This window comes from Kitasatospora sp. NPDC036993, from assembly GCF_055607525.1.
Genome location: NZ_JBVJRP010000010.1, coordinates 169,003 through 185,685, shown reverse-complemented (window position 1 = coordinate 185,685; position 16,683 = coordinate 169,003). Strand labels below are relative to the sequence as shown.

At 73.6% G+C, this 16,683-nt stretch carries 15 protein-coding genes; 3 read left to right on the top strand and 12 right to left on the bottom strand.

Going from position 1 to position 16,683, the window contains the following annotated elements:
• Positions 1–10 precede the first annotated feature (10 nt).
• From ACZ7C5_RS22495 to ACZ7C5_RS22485, 3 genes are all read right to left on the bottom strand, one after another.
• Positions 11–1,027, bottom strand: coding sequence for a helix-turn-helix transcriptional regulator (locus ACZ7C5_RS22495; protein ID WP_401089389.1), 1,017 nt, complete (start codon positions 1,025–1,027; stop codon positions 11–13).
• A 154-nt stretch (positions 1,028–1,181) separates the two neighbouring features.
• A complete protein-coding gene (locus tag ACZ7C5_RS22490) occupies positions 1,182–2,120 on the bottom strand; it encodes an NAD-dependent epimerase/dehydratase family protein (protein ID WP_470323313.1) in 939 nt (312 codons plus the stop codon).
• A 204-nt stretch (positions 2,121–2,324) separates the two neighbouring features.
• Positions 2,325–2,531, bottom strand: a complete 207-nt coding sequence (locus ACZ7C5_RS22485; RefSeq protein WP_401089392.1) for a hypothetical protein — start codon at positions 2,529–2,531, stop codon at positions 2,325–2,327.
• Positions 2,532–2,704: 173 nt separating this feature from the next.
• Here ACZ7C5_RS22485 and ACZ7C5_RS22480 point away from each other — a divergent pair, with 173 nt between their 5' ends.
• On the top strand, positions 2,705–3,226 hold the full coding sequence (locus ACZ7C5_RS22480) for a peptidylprolyl isomerase (RefSeq protein WP_401089394.1): 522 nt from the start codon (positions 2,705–2,707) through the stop codon (positions 3,224–3,226).
• 93 nt (positions 3,227–3,319) lie between these two features.
• Here ACZ7C5_RS22480 and ACZ7C5_RS22475 read toward each other — a convergent pair whose 3' ends face one another.
• The 3 genes from ACZ7C5_RS22475 to ACZ7C5_RS22465 form a co-directional block, all read right to left on the bottom strand.
• On the bottom strand, positions 3,320–3,787 hold the full coding sequence (locus ACZ7C5_RS22475) for an RICIN domain-containing protein (protein ID WP_401089396.1): 468 nt from the start codon (positions 3,785–3,787) through the stop codon (positions 3,320–3,322).
• A gap of 476 nt (positions 3,788–4,263) precedes the next feature.
• Positions 4,264–5,364 (bottom strand): RICIN domain-containing protein, encoded by a 1,101-nt coding sequence (locus tag ACZ7C5_RS22470; RefSeq protein ID WP_401089398.1) that lies wholly within the window; start codon positions 5,362–5,364, stop codon positions 4,264–4,266.
• A gap of 81 nt (positions 5,365–5,445) precedes the next feature.
• Positions 5,446–6,576, bottom strand: coding sequence for an alpha/beta hydrolase (locus tag ACZ7C5_RS22465; protein ID WP_470323312.1), 1,131 nt, complete (start codon positions 6,574–6,576; stop codon positions 5,446–5,448).
• A gap of 196 nt (positions 6,577–6,772) precedes the next feature.
• Between ACZ7C5_RS22465 and ACZ7C5_RS22460 the strand changes: the two genes are divergently transcribed.
• Positions 6,773–7,756, top strand: coding sequence for a LuxR family transcriptional regulator (locus tag ACZ7C5_RS22460; RefSeq protein ID WP_401089401.1), 984 nt, complete (start codon positions 6,773–6,775; stop codon positions 7,754–7,756).
• Between the two features lie 189 nt (positions 7,757–7,945).
• Here the strand turns inward: ACZ7C5_RS22460 and ACZ7C5_RS22455 are convergent, their stop codons facing one another.
• From ACZ7C5_RS22455 to ACZ7C5_RS22445, 3 genes are all read right to left on the bottom strand, one after another.
• Entirely contained in the window at positions 7,946–9,259 is a 1,314-nt protein-coding gene (locus ACZ7C5_RS22455) for a UDP-glucose dehydrogenase family protein (protein ID WP_401089402.1), read from the bottom strand.
• 67 nt (positions 9,260–9,326) lie between these two features.
• Positions 9,327–9,767 carry an NUDIX domain-containing protein gene (locus ACZ7C5_RS22450; protein WP_470323311.1) on the bottom strand — a complete coding sequence of 147 codons (441 nt, stop codon included), beginning with the start codon at positions 9,765–9,767 and terminating at the stop codon, positions 9,327–9,329.
• A 28-nt stretch (positions 9,768–9,795) separates the two neighbouring features.
• Positions 9,796–11,562, bottom strand: a complete 1,767-nt coding sequence (locus ACZ7C5_RS22445; protein WP_470323310.1) for an asparagine synthetase B family protein — start codon at positions 11,560–11,562, stop codon at positions 9,796–9,798.
• 270 nt (positions 11,563–11,832) lie between these two features.
• Between ACZ7C5_RS22445 and ACZ7C5_RS22440 the strand changes: the two genes are divergently transcribed.
• A complete protein-coding gene (locus ACZ7C5_RS22440; RefSeq protein WP_401089405.1) occupies positions 11,833–13,224 on the top strand; it encodes a sporulation protein in 1,392 nt (463 codons plus the stop codon).
• A gap of 169 nt (positions 13,225–13,393) precedes the next feature.
• On the opposite strand, the gene ACZ7C5_RS22435 is transcribed toward ACZ7C5_RS22440, so the two are convergent.
• The 3 genes from ACZ7C5_RS22435 to ACZ7C5_RS22425 all read right to left on the bottom strand — a co-directional run bounded on the left by ACZ7C5_RS22435 (position 13,394) and on the right by ACZ7C5_RS22425 (position 16,495).
• Positions 13,394–13,765 carry a hypothetical protein gene (locus tag ACZ7C5_RS22435; protein WP_401089407.1) on the bottom strand — a complete coding sequence of 124 codons (372 nt, stop codon included), beginning with the start codon at positions 13,763–13,765 and terminating at the stop codon, positions 13,394–13,396.
• 121 nt (positions 13,766–13,886) lie between these two features.
• On the bottom strand, positions 13,887–14,414 hold the full coding sequence (locus ACZ7C5_RS22430; RefSeq protein WP_401089409.1) for an RICIN domain-containing protein: 528 nt from the start codon (positions 14,412–14,414) through the stop codon (positions 13,887–13,889).
• 530 nt (positions 14,415–14,944) lie between these two features.
• On the bottom strand, positions 14,945–16,495 hold the full coding sequence (locus tag ACZ7C5_RS22425; RefSeq protein ID WP_470323402.1) for a M4 family metallopeptidase: 1,551 nt from the start codon (positions 16,493–16,495) through the stop codon (positions 14,945–14,947).
• Between the last annotated feature and the right edge of the window lie 188 nt (positions 16,496–16,683).

Genomic DNA, 16,683 nt, shown 5'->3' with positions numbered 1-16,683 from the left:
CGCCGCGGCGTCAGGCCGGGGGCCGGCCGAGGGTGGGGAGGTGGTCGGCCATGAGGAGGGCGACCAGTTCGCGGCGGGTGCCGGTGCCGGTCTTGTGGAGGATCGCGGTGACGTGCTGCTGGACGGTGGGCACGGTCAGGTGGAGGAGGGCGGCGATGTCCTTGGTGCTGGCGCCGCGCACCGCGTGCAGGGCGACCTGCTGTTCGCGCGGGGACAGGCCGTGGGCGAGCAGGGCCAGGGGCAGGCGCTGGGCGGGGGAGACGGGGGAGGCGACGACGGCGACGCCGCCGCGGCGGCCGTCCAGCGGGGAGGCGTTCAGGGCGAGCCACTGGCCGTCGGGGGTGCACACCCGCACCTCCGCCGGCCCGCCGGTGCGGGCGGCGTGGCGGGCGACGGTGAGGAAGCCGCTGGGCACCCCGCCGGTGTGGGCGGTGGGTTCGGCCATCCGTCCGATGAGTTCGCGGGCCGCCGCGTCCGTCGAGCGCAGCCGCCCGTAGCCGTCGAGGATGGCCACGGCCGGGGCGTGTACGGGCTGGGTGCCGCGCAGGGCGGCGAGGTGGGAGCCGCGCAGGGCCGCGCCGATCGGGGCGGCGACGCGTTCCGCCAGGCGCAGGTGGGGCAGTTCGTAGTGGCCGCGGGCGCGTTCGCGCATGAACGCCGCCGAGGCCCAGCGGCCGCCGCCGAGGTCGAAGTTGATCCGCAGTTCGTCGCCGTAGCCGCAGGGGTGGAGCAACTCCCGGTAGCGGACGCTGCGTTCGGGCCGCCCGTCGGTGGCCCGGCCGACGCTCTGGGCCAGCCGGCCGGCGGTGCGGATCGCGGTGAAGGTGGTGGCGTCATCGCCCTGGAGCTCCAGTTGCACGGCCTGCTCGAACCGGGCGGGGTCGAGGCCGTCGGCGACGGTGGAGACGGGGAAGCCGGTGACCGGGTCGTTGCCGTGCCAGCAGCCGCCGTCGAAGCCGAGCGGGCCCACCAGCAGGGTGTGCAGCTCGCGGAACAGCTCGGCCGCGGGTATCAGGGAGGCCGACAACTCCCGGATGGAAAAAAGGACTTCACGCTCGACATCACGTCGTTTGGCCACGGACGGAATACTACGGAAGTCGGGGACCGGTGTCCGGTGAACGGATGGAGTGGGGCGGAGAGGCCCGCCACGGAAGCAGCGGCGGCGGGCGGCCCCGCGCCGGCTACGCCCGCTCGCGCCACCAGGCGACCGTCGCCCGCAGCTGCTCCTCCAGCGGCGTGGCCCGGACCGTGAACGCCGCCTCGTACGCGGAGCAGTCCACCGTGAACGGCCGGTCGAACTGGTAGCGCACCTCCCGCAGTTCGCGCAGCAGCGGGTTGACCAGCCCCGCCACGGCGAGCAGCGGCGCGGGCAGACGGCGCACCGCGACCGGTCCGCCGCCGGCCTCGGCGGCCAACCGGCCGGCCATCGCGCGCACCGACAGCGGCGCGGCGGTGGGCACGTGCCAGGCCCGGCCCCAGGCCCGCTCCTCGCCCGCCAGCTCGGCCATCGCCCGGGCGACGTCCGGCAGGTAGGTCCAGCTGTGCGGGGTGTCCGGGTCGCCGAGGGTGGCGACCGGGCGGCCCTTCAGCAGGTTCGGCATCACCCGCGCGGCCAGGTGGCCGCCGTCGGTGACGCCGGGGCCGAAGAAGTCCGAGGCCCGCACCTCCACGGCCCGGATCCGTCCGGCCTCGTGCAGCGCCCGCGCCTGCTCCCAGGCCGCCGCCCGCACCCGCCCCTTGGGGCCGGTGGCGGCGAGCGGCAGGTCCTCGGTCATCGGGCCCGTCACCGGCCCGTAGCCGTACAGGTTGCCGAGCATCACCAGCACCGTGCCGCTCTCCTCGGCCGCCGCGCACAGCGAGGCGGTCAGCGCGGGCCACAGCCGGGTCCACCGCGGCAGTGGCGGGGCGGCGCAGCCGTGGACGGCGGCGGCGCCGCGGGCGGCCCGCGCCAGCCGTACGGGGTCGGACGCGTCCAGGGCGAGGTGCTCGACGCCGGGGACGGCCGCCCCGGCGGGGCGCCCGGTGCGGGTGACGACCCGGACCTCGTGGCCCTGTCCGGCCAGCAGGCGGGCGGTGGCGGCCCCGGCGGGCCCGTGTCCGACGACCAGGTGGAAGCTCATCCGCCACAGCGTAGGGCCTGCGCCGACCGGGCTGGCGCGCGTGGGGGTGGGGCGGGCCCGGGCGGCGGATCCGGCCGCGGGCGCGGCGGCGACCGACGCCAGGACACGGGGCTGGCAAAGGCCCGCGCCAGGGACGAGGCCGCGACGACCAAGCCCGGTACGGGCAGCGGCACCGGCAGCGGTGGACACCGCGGGGCCTGCGGCTCAGCTGCCGTCCCCGCCGTCCCCGCCCTCTCCGCCGCTGTTCGTCCGGCGGGGCTGGCGCTGGTAGCCGCGCACGGCCTTGCCGGCGCCGATGGTGAGGGCCGCGACCGCGCGGGTCCAGCGGGGCCCGCCCCGGTCGGCCCACACCACGCAGCCGCACCCCGCGACGACCAGGGCCAGCACTCCGATCAGAACCGCACCGACCATCACGGCCACCTGCCCCTTCGTCCGACGTTCTCCCTGGGTACGACGTGTGGATCGTCCCACCCGGTTCGGCCGCGGGCCCGGAGGCTGTGCCAGGATGCCGTAGCCGAACGGCCCTGATCATCGCACCGGCCGCACAGGCCGCACCCGTCGCCATCCACCCGAGGAGTCACCCCGTGGCCACTGCCCGGTTCGCCACCCTGCACACCACCGCGGGCCCGATCCGCCTGGAGCTGTTCCCGTTCCACGCGCCGAAGACGGTCCGCAACTTCGCCGAACTCGCCGAGGGCACCCGGGAGTACACCGACCCGCGCACCGGCGAGCCGGGCCGGGGCCCGTACTACGACGGCACGCTGTTCCACCGGGTGATCAAGGGCTTCATGATCCAGGGCGGCGACCCGACCGGCACCGGCACCGGCGGCCCGGGCTACGAGTTCGCGGACGAGTTCCACCCGGAGCTGTTCTTCACCAAGCCGTACCTGCTGGCGATGGCCAACGCCGGCCCGGGTACCAACGGCTCGCAGTTCTTCGTCACGGTGGGCACCCCCGCCCACCTCAACCGCCGGCACACCATCTTCGGCCAGGTCGCCGACGCCGCGTCCAGGGCCGTGGTCGACGCGATCGCCACCGCGCCCACCGAGGACGACCGCCCGGTCGAGGACGTGGTGATCACCTCGGTCGAGATCGGGCACTCCTGACCCGGGTGGCGTCGGGCCCCGGGTTCCGAGGAGCCGGGCGTCACCGGACGGCGCGGGGGCGCCGTCCGGCGGAGCACGGGGCCGGCGGGACCGTCACACCGTGCGGATCACCCAGCGGGACGCCGTCGAGATGGTGGGCTGGAAGCCGACCTCGGCCCCGACCGTTCCGTTCGCGTCCAGGTACTTGCCGCTCTTGTTGTGTTTGATGGACTTCGGACTGCCGGACGTGGTCGTCCACTTCTGGTAGTCGCCGCCGTTGCACGGGTGCGTGTAGACGTCCGCGCCGTTCCCGTCGAGGCAGTGGCCCGAGGCCGGGTTCTTGAAGACGCCGCCGCTGATCTGCCACACCTGCTTCGCGCTGCGGTCGCAGCTGCCGAGGACGACGTTCCCCGGGTCCGTCCTGGCGTCCACCTGGAGGCAGGCGCTGGTGTTGTTGGCGTTGGCCACCTCGTAGTACGTCACCGCGTGCGCCGGGGTGGCGCCGCCGACCAGCAGCGTCGAGCTGAAGGCGATCGCCGCACCTGCACCGGCGATCCGAGTGACGTTTCCCTTGGATTCCACGATTGATCCCTTCGCGTTCGGTTCGGCCGGGCGGCGCGTGTGGTCGGCGCGTGTGCTCGGCGAGCGAGACGCGCAGGGCCGCGCAGGGGGCGCTGCCCGCCGTGGTCCGGCTGGTGCCGCGGTCCGGGACCGAGGGGCGAGGGGCGAGTGGTGGGACGGTGCTCCCTCGGCAGGCAGGACATGCTGCGGCACCCGTATGCCGTCCATCCTGCGGGGCGGCGCCGCTCACCGCTCGTGGTGGCCGGGGACGTGCGGCCGACCGGGTGGAGGCCGGGGAACGGCACGGGAAACCGGCCCTGCCGCCCGAGCCCTCCGCGGCCACCCGCTGCAACCACCCCCTCTGCGGCCTCCCCGGCCGTCCGCGCTGCGGCAGCCGGTGCCCACGGCGCGGCTCCCGTGGTGAGGGGCCTGGTCCGGGCGGACGCGGGGCCGCCGCCCGGTGAAGCACGGGCGGCGGCCCTGGAATTGACGTTGCGTCAGGAACAGCTGGTGAACGTCGCGCTGGTGTTGGCGATGTAGAGGGTGGCGCCGGCGGTGGGGTCGGAGCTGAGCGGCACGGTGATGGTGTCCTCGGCGGTCCACGGGATGCCGTGGGCGTCGAAGGTCCAGGTGCCGGTGACCTTGCGGGCGACCTTGGCGAGCGTCACCCAGCCGTACTCCTGGGGCGGGACGGTGACGGTCACGCTGTTGTTGACGCTCCGCGACCCGTGCCACTCGTTGGTGTAGTGCAGCGTGGAACTGATCGTCGCGGTCAGGACGTTGCCGGGGGCGCCGCCGGTGATGGACGTCGTCATGTCGCCGCCGATGCTGTTGGACCAGCCGCTGTCGTCGTTGACCGAGAAGGACTGCTGGACGGTGCCGCTGGTGTTGTTGAACCAGACGGCGGAGGCGCAGGCGCGCGGCAGCGGTGCGGCCGGGGCCTCGCTCACCGTGGTCCAGGAGCAGCTGGAGGGGTCCTTCTGGCACTGCTTGGCGCCGTGGTCGACGGCCAGGTTGCGGGCGGCGAGCGGGAACCCGGTGGACCACTGCTGGTTGGCGGTGCCGTTGCAGGTGTACTGGTCGGTCCAGGCGTCGTCGTAGTTGCCGCCGAGCAGCAGGTCCAGGCAGGTGTTGTCGCCCTGGTGGCGGATCATGAACGCGTCGCCGCCGCCGGACACGGGCTGGAAGTACCAGCGCTGGCTGGCCTGGCCGGCGCAGGTCTGCTGGCGCAGCGCCGGGGTGAGGAAGGCCAGGTCGATGCACTTGCCGGTGTCGTTGTTGACGATGGCGAAGGAGGAGTCGGCGGGGTTGACGCTCAGCCGCCAGGACTGGTGGTAGCCGGGGGCGGAGTTGGTGACGATGTAGGCGCCGTCGCCCATGGTGCCGTTCTGGACGTCGAGTTGGCGTCCGTTGCTGAGCGACTTGATGGTCAGGCACTGCTGCGGCGTGGTGCAGGCGGCGACCGGGGCGGGCGCGGCGGCGGCACCGCTCGCGGAGGCCGGGGCGGCCAGGCCCAGGGCGGCGCAACAGCTCACCAGGAAGGCCGCGAGCAGGCGCGGCCAGGAGGCCGTACGGCCGGGGGTCGGGGTGGCGGGCAAGGGGGTGTCCTTTCATCGGGGTCGGGGGAGAGGGGCGGGGCGCGCGGCTCGGGGCGTGCGGCTCGGGGCGGGGTGCGCGGCTCAGGGCGCGGCGGCGAAGGCCGCCTCCAGGCGCGGGACGTAGTCCACGAGGTCCTGGGCCCAGCAGCCAGGGGTGTGGCCGCCGTGGCAGTCGGCGCCCCAGCCGGTGCCGTCGCCGTAGTCGACGTAGTGGTGCGGCAGGCCGAGCGCGTCCAGGCGCTGCTTGACGCGCTTGGCGGTGCCCTCGGCCCAGAACTCCATGTCGGAGGGGCTGTTGTTGCCGTTGCCGGTGTAGACGGCGATGCCGGTGCCGGCCAGGCGGGCCAGGCGGGAGGCGGGGTCGGCGGCGTTCCAGCGCCAGTCGGCGCCGAACACCGGGTACGGGCTGCCGAAGATCGCGTCGCTGGAGACGGTGGGCCCGAAGTCCAGGGCGCAGGGGTGACCGTCGCTGGGCCCGCACAGCACGGTGCCGGCGTTGGTCAGGGTGGCGACCACGGCACCGCGGATGATCATCTCGTCGGTGGACAGGTCGTTGGCGCCGGACATGGTGAGGACCTGGCCGAACAGGTCGGGGCGGTCCTGGGCGTAGTGCAGGGCGCCGAAGCCGCCCATGGACAGCCCGCCGACGGCCCGGTGGGCGCGGTCGGTGCGGGTGCGCAGGTTGGCGTCGACGAACGGGAGGACCTGGGTGAGGTGGAAGGTCTCCCAGTTCTGCGCGCCGGCGGCGGTGTTCTGGTCGAGCCAGTCGGCGTACCAGCCGCGCAGGCCGCCGTCCGGGATGACGGTGATCATCGACTGGGCGGCGGTCAGCGCGGGGTAGGCCAGCGCCGGGCTGCTCGGGTTGTCCGAGGCGCCGTGCAGGAAGTACAGCACCGGGTAGCGCTTGTCCGGCCGGGCCGCGTAGTCGGCGGGCAGCAGGATGCGGATGGTGTGCGGCCCGGCGACCTGCGCCGTGGTGACGGTGACGACGAAGTTGGTGGCGCTGCCGGTGGCGGCGCCGGTCTGGGTCAGTCCGAAGCCGTCGGTCAGCGGCGGCGGCCCGTCGGCCCCGGCCCGTACGGCGGCGGGGGCTTCGGCGGCCGTGGCGGTCGTGGCGGCCGTGGCGGGCGCCGCGGGTGCGGCGAGCGGGAGCAGGCAGGCGGCCAGGGCGGCGAGAGCCGCGCGGGCGCGCCGGAGCCGGACAGGGGTCATGGGCGTCCTCGGCCTCCTCGGCCTCCGGGGACCCGAGGCCTTCGATGATCTGACTGATCACCGACAACTCTTGCGAGTGGCCCCGCCGGACGCCAGAGCACCGTGGCGGCGCACCTGCGCCACTGGCGCATGTGCGCCGCCGGCGTGGGTAGCCTCCACCGGCCCCGCCAGGGGCGCCCGACGACAGGGGGGCTTCGTGCACGACGTGCTGGAACCGGAGTCCGAACGCGGACGCGTCTACCACTGCCTGGTCGGCCGGCCCCGGGCCCGCGTCCCCGAACTGGCCAGGGAGGCCGGCCTGGACGAGGAGGCCGTCCTCGCCGTGCTGCGCGACCTCGCCGACGAGGGCGTCGCGGTCGCCTTCGACACCACCGACAGCGCCGACGACCGCGACCACGCCTGGGAGGCGCTGCCGCCGGCCCGGGTGGTCGAGACGGTGCTGCAACGCGACGCGCTGCGCCAGGCCACCGTGCGCCGGGCCGGCGCCGAACTGGAGCGCCTCTACCGCTACGCCCGCCGCGACACCGGCAGTTACGGCGCGCTGGAGGTGGTCGAGGACCCGGCCGAGGTGCTGGCCGCCAGCCGGAGCCTCCAGCTGGCCGCCCGTCACCAGGTGCGGGTCATCGACGTGCCGCCGTACTCCGGCAGCCCGGCCCACTACCTCGACCAGGAGGTGCTGCAGCGGCGCCGGATGGCCGCGGGGGTCGGCTACCGGGCGATCTACCAGGGCTGCGCGTTCCAGGACCCGGTGGCCGGGCCGAACATGGCACGGATGGTGGAGGCGGGGGAGCAGGCCCGCACCCTGGACGAGCCGCCGCTCAAGCTGGCGATCGGGGACGACGACCTGGCGATCGTCACGCTGCCCGCCGACGACGGGCCCGGCGTGGTCTCGCTGCTGGTCCGGCCGTCGGGGCTGCTGAACGCCCTGACGGCGGTGTTCGAGACGCTGTGGCGCCTGGCGGTGCCCGCCTCGGTGGCCGGGGTCGGCCCGCACATCGACGAACGCGACCGCCGCATCCTGACGCTGATGGCCGGCGGGGCCACGGACGACGCCATCGCCCGCCGGCTGGGGCTGGGGCGGCGCACGGTGGTGCGCCGGGTGTCCGTCCTGCTGGCCAACCTGGGCGCCACCACCCGCTTCCAGGCCGGCGTCCAGGCGGCGCGGCGGGGCTGGCTCTGACCGGGCGCCGGGCCGGGGCCCGGGCACGAGCGTCGGGGCTCCGGCGAACCGGAGCCCCGACGCTCACCTGACGACGCCTCGGCTCACGTCAGCACGCGTACCCGCTGCCGCCGTCCGGGAGCAGGCTGTCCTTCAGCGCGTGCGGCGGCCGGGCCGGGAGTCTGTGAATGTGCCGTGCGGCCGGTGCTGTCAGGGGCGGCCGAGGGCGCGGAAGGTCCAGCCGGCCGCGCGCCAGCGGTTCGCGTTGAGGGTGCCGCGGGCGTCGAGGACCTTGGGGACGGCGATGTGCTGGGCGAGTTCGGCCGGGTCGGTGTCGGAGTACTGGGGCCAGTCGGTCAGGTGCAGCAGCAGCCCGGCGCCGGTGACGGCCTGGGTGGGGTCGTCGGCGTAGTCGAGCCGGGGGTAGGCCCTTCGGGCGTTCTCCATCGCGGCGGGGTCGTGGACGGTGACCTCGGCGCCGGCCCGCTGGAGGGCGTCCGCGACGGCCAGGGCCGGGGAGTCGCGGATGTCGTCGGTGTGGGCTTTGAAGGCGGCGCCCCAGACGGCGATCCGCTTGCCGGCCAGGGTGCCGCCGAGGGCTTCGCGGGCGAGGTCGACGGTGTGCTCGCGCCGGCGCCGGTTGATCGCCGCGACCTGGCGCAGGAGGCCGGTGTCGGCGCCGAGTTCTTCGGCGCGGTAGGTGAAGCCGGCCAGGTCCTTGGGCAGGCAGCCGCCGCCGAACCCGAGACCGGGCCGCATGCCCTTGGCACCGATCCGGTGGTCGTAGCCCAGGGCGAGGGCGACCTGCTGGACATCGGCGCCGGCCAGTTCGCAGAGCTCGGCCATCGCGTTGATGAAGGAGATCTTGGTGGCGAGGAAGGCGTTCGCGGCGCCCTTGATCAGCTCGGAGGTCGCGATGTCGGTGACGATCAGCGGCGAGCCCTTGGCCAGGATGTCGGCATAGACCCTCCGGAAGATGGCCTCGCTGCTGGTGTCGCCGTCCTCGATGCCGAGGACGATCCGGTCCGGCTCCAGGGTGTCCAGGACGGCGAACGACTCGCGCAGGAACTCCGGCGACCAGGCCAGGCCGACGCTCGCGCCGGTGTGGACGTGCTCGTCCAGGGTCTGCCTCAGCTCAGCGACGGTGCCGGCCGGGACGGTCGACTTGCCGACGATCAGCGCGCCGTCCCCGAGTCGAGGGGCCAGGCGGCGGACGGCGGTGTGGAGGTGGGTGAGGTCGTAGGCGCTGCTGCCGTCCTGCTGCGGGGTGCCGACGCCCAGGAAGTGGACGTCGGCGAAGGCGGCGGCCTCGGCGTAGGAGACGGTGAAACTGAGCTGTCCGGTGGCGGTGTGCTTGGCGAGCAGGTCGTCCAGGCCACGTTCGACGAACGGGGCCTGGCCCTTGTTCAGCGCGTCGACCTTGTCGGTGTCGGTGTCCATGCCGAGGACCTGGTGGCCGAGCTCGGCCATCGCGGCGGCGTGGGTCGCGCCGAGGTAGCCGCAGCCGATCACGGTGAGCTTCACGAACGTGTCCTTCCGAGGGGGCGGGTCGGCGACCCGGCCGGGCCCCGCCCCCTCGGGGACGGGGGCGTCAGGTGCCGGGGCGGGCGGCCAGGAAACGGTGGATGCCGTCGCGGATGAACGGCGGGATGGTCAGAACGGGCAGGTGCTCGGGGGCGAAGAACTGGAGCTTGACGCCCTCGGCCAGCGGCAGCGCGGTCTCGTCGCCGTCCCAGGAGCCGGCGAAGAAGGTGATGACCTGACCCGAGCCGTGGACGTCCCGGGTCTCGAACAGCTCGGCCGGGCCGCCGTCGACGGCCAGGCCGGCTTCCTCGTCGAGCTCGCGGACGATCGCGTCGGCCGGGCTCTCGCCGGGGTCGCAACCGCCTCCCAGGAGGCTCCAGTGCCGGGGCCAGGCGATGCCGTCGAGGTCGTCGCGCAGGTGCAGGAGGAACTCGCCGCGCCGGTTGGTGATGATCGCGACCGCTCCGTGCGACTCGGCGGCGGCCGGGTTCGGGGGAAGGATGTCCATGTGCTCACCGTAGTGAGCCGACGGCGCGTCATGCGGCGGCCGTGAGGGTGTGGTCGGAGAACCAGGCTGCGGCCATCAGCGCCTGCATCCGGGTGCGATCGAACCGGCCCCCGGGCTTCAGACCGCCGGCCAGCAGCGGCCGCAGCGAGACGGGGGCCTGGTCGAGCGCGGTGGAGATCTTCGCAGTCGCCCAGTGCTCCAGCGGGCCGGACAGCCAGCTCGGGACCGGTGAGGCGAAACCGAGCTTGTCTCGGCTGCCCCAGACCTCCCGGGGCAGCCCGAGCGCCCTGGCGGCGTCCCGCAGGATCCGCTTGCCCCCGGCCGGGTCGGCGATCTTGTGCTCGACCGGCAGCCGGTAGGAGAACTCGACCAAGTCCCGCGCCAGGAACGGCGAGCGCCGCTCCAGCGCGAACGCGGAGGCCAGCTTGTCCGAGGTCATCACCAGCGGGCGCCAGGCCGTGGCCAGGTCCGCCAGCGTCAGCCCGCGGGCCAGGTCGCCGTCGGCCCGGCGAAGGGCGTCAGCGACGACTTCCCGGACCCGGCCGTCGGGGTCCGATCCGCGCAGGATCAGGCGGACGATCGCCTCGGACGGCTCCAGCGGGCCGCCGTCCCCGTTCAGGAGCTTGGAGGCCAGCGGCCGGTAGGCATCCAGCCCGGCGCCGAGCACCGCCTCCGGCCCGAAGAGGACGAGCGCGTGACGGACGTAGCCCATCAGGAACTCGTCCGGCCCCAGCCCGCCGACGACGACGCGGATGCCTCGCTCGGCGACCGCCCGGTAGGCCATGTGCTCGGAGAACGTGGACGCGTTGCCCATCGGGTAGTCCAGCGCGTGCATGATCTCCGGCAGCGTGCGGGCGAAGTCGGCGGCGGTCGGCTCGATGACCAGCAGCTCGGCGCCGATGTCCCGCGCGCCGACGGCCGCGGTCGCGGACTCGTCCAGCCGGTCCTGGCCGGGGTAACGGACCGTGACGCAGACCTGCGGGCGCATCAGGTAGGCCAGGACCGAGGAGTCCAGCCCGCCCGACAGCAGCAGCGCGAAGTCGGTGCCAGGGGCCCGCATCGGGATCCGGTCCGCCAGCAGGGTCGAGAACCGGGCGAGCGCCGTCCTGTAGTCGCCCTGCCAGGGTTCCAGGCCCTCCAGGGACCACCAGGTCCGCTGGGCCAGGGAGCCGGTGGCGACGTCGAAGGCGAGAAGCCCGGCGGGCGGCAGCAGTTGGATGCCCTGGAACGGGGTGTCGGCGCCGGTGGGCGTCTCGATGGACAGCATCTCGGGGCGGACGACCAGCGGGGCGGTGCCGTAGCCGGTGAGGGTGGTGACCTCGGAGGCGAACGCGAGGCGTCCGCCGTCCAGGCGCCAGTAGAGGGGCTTCTCGCCGAGCCGGTCCCGGGCCAGGAACAGCCGGCCCTCGCGCGGGTCGTAGGCGGCGAGGGCGAACATGCCGTCCAGGCCGGCGAGGCAGCCGGGGCCGAGCTTGGCCCAGGCCCGCAGGACCAGGTGGGCGTCGGTCTCGCCGGGCTCCAGCTGGATGCCCCAGGCCGCGGCTGCCTGCCGGTAGTTGTAGATCTCGCCGTTGAAGGTGAGGACGATGCCGCTGGCCGGGTCCTGGTAGGGGCCGGGCTGGGCGGCGGTGTCGACGATCAGCAGGGTGTTCATGGACACCACCGCCCGGCCGTCGGCCGAGGTGAGGTGCCGGGTGCCGTCCGGGCCGCGATGGTGCTGGGCCATGCCCATCGCCGCGACCGTGGTCTCGTGGCGGGCGGCGTCCGCGCCGGCCAGTCCTGCGATTCCGCACATCTGGTTGTCACCCCCGAGCGTGAATCGGTGGCGGCCCCCGCCGGAAGGTTTGTGGTCCGTCCCGGCGGAGGCCCGGGGCATCAGACAACCGCGTCCGCCGAGGCCCGGGGCAGGGCTCGCAAGGGGGCTCACAACTCGCGAAAGCGATTCACCGTGAGCGGCGAAGGCAATACCCTCGGTGATCCGGCCGCGGTGCCGGATGTACGACTTCTCGTGCCCAGTCGCGTACGACTCCCCGGACCCAGCCGGGGACCGATTGAGGGGGACGCTGTGGCGTCGACCACCCGCAGGGCCAAGCCGCCGAACGAGGCTCTGGCCCGGATGATCGACAAGTGTGAGGGGGCCAGCCACAAATCGCTGGCCCTGCGCGTGAACCAGCTCGCCCATGAGGCCGGGCTGACCACCACGTATACGCATACCTCGGTCGCGAACTGGTGCCGCCGGGGCATGGTCCCGGAATGGCCGGTGCCCAGGCTGCTGGCTCAGGCGATCGGTGAACGGCTGGGGCGGCCGGTGCAGTTGGCGGAGATCGGCATGGCGGATGCCGAGACGCCGGACGCCGCGGTGGGGTTGGATTTCCCGCGAGACCCCGCCGACGCCGTGCGCGTCGCCACTTCGTTCTGGAGTTCCGTGAACCGCCGCGACTTCCTCACCGGAACGGGCTTCGCCGTCTCCGCGTTCACCACTCCGGTCACCCGGTGGCTGGTCACTCCGGCCGACGAGACCGCCGCCTACCGCGGCCGCGGCCGGGTCGGCGCCGCCGACCTCACCGAACTGCGGGAGGCCGCTGACGACGCCCGGCGCTGGGACTCGAAATACGGTGGCGGGAACTGGAAGGCCAACTCCGTCACCGCCTGTTTGCAGGAACGGGCGGTGCCGCTGCTGAACGGCTCGTTCAGCGACGACGTCGGCCGCCGCCTGTTCTCGGTGACCGCCGAACTGTCGCGGCTGGCCGGCTGGACCGCCTTCGACGTCGGCCAGCACGACGCCGCCCAGCGGCACTTCATCCAGGCCCTCCGCCTCGCCCGGGCCGGCGGCGACATCGAGCTCGGCTGCTATGTGCTGACCACGATGGCGATGCAGACCCTGCTGCGGGGCTTCGCCAGCGAGGCCATCGACATGACCCAGGGCGCCTTCGAGCGGGCCAAGGGCCATGCCGCCCCGAGGGTGCTCGCGTTCACCAAACTCATCGAGGCCCGCGCTCACGCCCGCGACGACAACGCCCGGGCCGCCTCGGCGGCGCTGGCCGCCTCGGAGAGCCTGCTCGACCGGGCCCGCGACGGCGCCGGCGACCCCGCTTGGATCGACTTCTATCACCATGCCCGGCTCTCCGCCGACGCCGCCGAGGTCTTCCGCGACCTCAAGAACCCCAAGGCCGCCCTGGCCTGGAACGCGCAGGCCGCCGCCATGCCGACCGGCTTGTTCACCCGCTCCGTCGGCATACGCCTGGCGATCGTCGGGACCGCCCATCTCCAGGGCCGCGACCTCGACCAGGGGCTCGCGCTCGGCCACCAGGCCGTCGACGTCCTCGCCCGCGTCCAGTCGAGCCGGGCCCTGGACTACGTCCGCGAGTTCAACACCGCCCTGGCCCCCTGGCGGCGGGAGAGCGCCGTGCGCGACTTCCTGCACCGAACCCGTACCGAACTCGGCATGGCGGCCTGACGCCTGAACGCGGCCGATCGGTTCCTCCCCTGAAAGGGCCGGCCGGCCGCCGGGCTCACGACGGGCCCATGCGAGGTGAATGCGGGCACACGCTCTGTAACCACGGTCCGGCCCCTGGGCACCCAGAAAACGCGCCAGCCAGTCATGTTCAACCCCTCCAACTCTGGCTTCAACATGTCGATTCAATAGGGAAGACGTCCCAGGCGGGCAGCGGCTGGTGCCGGGCGGTGTTTTCCAGGCTGGCCCGTAAACGGCCGCGGGGCGTGGAACGGATCCGGTCGATCAGCTCGGCGGGGGTCGGGGCGTTCGCGCCGCTCAGGAAGTCGGTGATCCGCCCGCGCGGGGGCATGAGGGCGAAGACCATCCGCGAGGCGGGGTGCAGGGCGGACAGGGTGCGGTGGCGCCAGGCCCCGAGCCGTACCGGATGCGTGCGTTCCTGGAGCTGCCGGGCCGCGGTGCTCAGCTCGATGCAGGGCGCGGGTCTGTCGGAGACGCGGGTCCGCGCGAGGTCCTCCACGGTGAAGTGAATGCGTAACGGCACGTCATCGCCCTCTCCCGAAGCCTGACGGTCCATCCTCGCCGAGAGCGGGCACGCGGGCCAGGGGGGAGGCTGCCGCACCGGCCGCCCTCGCCGGCCGGGCGTGCGGCACGAACGTCCTTGATTACTTCACGGACCGGATGGACCACTGCTGGATTTCCGCCGCCGTATAGGGCCGGAGAACGACCTGGTTGCTGCCGGCCTGCGCGCCCCCGGTGAGGGCGAGGGAACCGTGGGCCGGGGGTGAGATCTCGACCTGGCTGGACGTCACGTCATGCACGTCCCACCGCTGGTTCGGGTTGTTCTTGTCGCAGGTCTGCACGGTGACGGGGTCCAGGGTGTCGTCCGGCGCGGTCAGGCACGTGCCCGTCGCCCTGTTCTTGATGACCGGCAGCCCGCCGTCGGCGCTCAGGCTCCACTGCTGGCGTTCGCTCGCGGGGTCGGGCGTGGACACGACGACTCTGCCGCTGCTGTCGACGTCCAGGTTCCTGGCCGGGAGGTTGGGCGGCGGCCAGATGCTGAACCGGCGCCATTCCTCGGTCTGGAGGGACGGCAGGGTGGTCTGCGGGGCGACTGCCATGGCCAGGCCGGGAGTGCCGGCCAGCAGTACGGCGGTGACGGCCGCGGTCGCGATGCGCCTGGCAGGAGACATGGGCGTCACTCTCATGTGCTCTCCCTTGTGGGATGTCCGAGAGGTGTGCGGGCTCTTCCGTGGATGGCGTCGGAAGCGCTGCGGGCCGTGGGCCGCGCCGGTGGGTTGCCCGGGCGGGCGGATCGCTGACCGCCCGGGCCCGGCGGGCATGGAGATGCTTCGTGCCCACTCGACCAGGCTAGCCAGCTGCCCGGCCGCCCGCAGCTCCGGCGGAACTCGCAGGTCACGGGCGTGCGGGCGGGCGTGGTGTCGCTGCGGTCCGGTCGTCCGGCCCCGTCGGACGCCCCGGCCGCCGTGTTCGGGGCGCGGGGGTGCCGGGCGGTGCCCACGCGCGCTTGACCGTCCGGGCCCGCCGTCAGGTGACCACCGGCCCGGTGCCCCCGCGGACGATCCACAGCGACCGCCTGCCCCGTCATCGTCGGTCTCACGGACCCGTGCGCGTTCAGCCGCGTGGTCGTTCCGTGCGCCCGGTTGCCACCTGGGGCAACCGGGCGCACGTCACAACGGGGAGAACGCGGCCTGATGCGGCGCTAGTTGACGCTGACGGCGCTCCAGGCCGCGGCGACCGCCTTGTACTCGGCGCTGTTGACCTTGTACAGGTCACTGGCGGCGTTGAGGGAGGCGGTGCGGGCGTCCTTGTAGGTGGTGGTGGAGGTCATGTAGACGGTCAGCGCGCGGTACCAGATCCTGGCGACCTTGGTGTTGCCGATGCCGGCCACCGTGGAGCCGTTGCAGGTGGGGCTGTTGTAGGTGACGCCGTTGACGGTCTTGCTGCCGCTGCCCTCGCTCGCGAGGTAGAACCAGTGGTTGCCGACGCCGGAGGAGAAGTGCACGTCGAGGCTGCCGACGCCGCTGCTCCAGCAGTCGGCCGAGCGGCCGTCCAGCGAGGGCTTGTCGAAGCGGCGCAGCCACGGCGGGGTGGACTGGTCGCTGAACAGGTAGTCGGGAGTGTCGATCGGGTTGTCGGCGTACCACTCGACCATGGTGCCGAAGATGTCGCTGGTGGACTCGTTGAGGCCGCCGGACTCGCCGCTGTAGCGCAGGTTGGCGGTGGCGCTGGTGACGCCGTGGGTCATCTCGTGGCCCATGGTGTCGAGGTCGACCTGCTCCGGGTCCTTGGTGCCGTCGCCGTCGCCGGTGAGCATGCAGAAGCAGTCGTCGGACCACTGGGCGTTGTCCCACTTGGTGCCGACGTGGACGAAGACGGTGGCGGCCTTGCCGTCGTTCTTGATGCCGTTGCGGCCGTGGACGTTCTTGTAGTAGTCGTACGTCCAGGCGGTGTTGGCGTGGGCGTCGACGGCGGCGGTGGAGCGGTCGGTGGAGAACTTCTTCCCGTCGCCCCAGACGTTGGTGGTGCTGGTGAACGTGGTGCCGGAGCTCGCGTCGCTGGGGTCGGAGTTGTTGGCGTCCTTGGTGACGTGGCCGCGCACCGGGTCGGTGAGCGTGTAGCCGCCGCCGACCGGGGTGGTGTCGATGGTGACCTTGCCGGTGTACTCGGAGTTGCCGGTGCCGGCCGCCTGGTGCCCGGCGTCGTAGGCCTCGATCCGCTCGCCGGTGACGGCGTCGGTGACGACGACCCGCCCGGCGGGCTGGCCGTGGTCGCCGCTGCCCCGGACGGTGGTGCGCCAGGCGAGGCGGGGGGTTCCGTCGGCGGCCCAGACGACCAACTCGGGGGTGCTGACGGCGTTCTGGATGCCGGGGGAGGCGGAGAGCGCGTTCGCGGCGCCGGTCTGTGCGGGCACCACGGGGACGGTGGACTTCAGGGACGGGTCGTGGGCGGCCGCGCGGGAGGAGTCCTCGAACCGGCCGCGGGCGTCCTGGTGGACGACGAGGTCGCCGCCGACCACCGGCAGGCCCTGGAAGGTGCGGTCGAAGCGGACGTGCGAGGCGCCGTCGGCGTCGAGGACGACGTCCTTGGGCACGAGGTCCTGGCTCGGGCCGAAGCCGAACACCCCGGCGTTGTGGGCGACGTTGGCGCGGGCCTGGGTGACCGCCGTCTCCCGCTTGCCGGGGGCGGCGGAGGCGGAGACCGCGGTGGTGGGGATCGCGACGGCGGCGACGGCGGCGACCGCCACGGCCATGGCCGCGAGGGGGCGGCGGGAGAAGGGGGTGGTGCTCACTCTGGCTCCAGGGGGTAGCGGTGCGGCGAGAAGAGCTACCACCGAGGTTGGCGACGGACCGTCAGGCCTGGCCAGGGGAACGGACATAACGTTGCCAAGTTGTGCTTTTCTGTCCAAAGTTATGGAACGTCGCACATCAGCCCATTGCT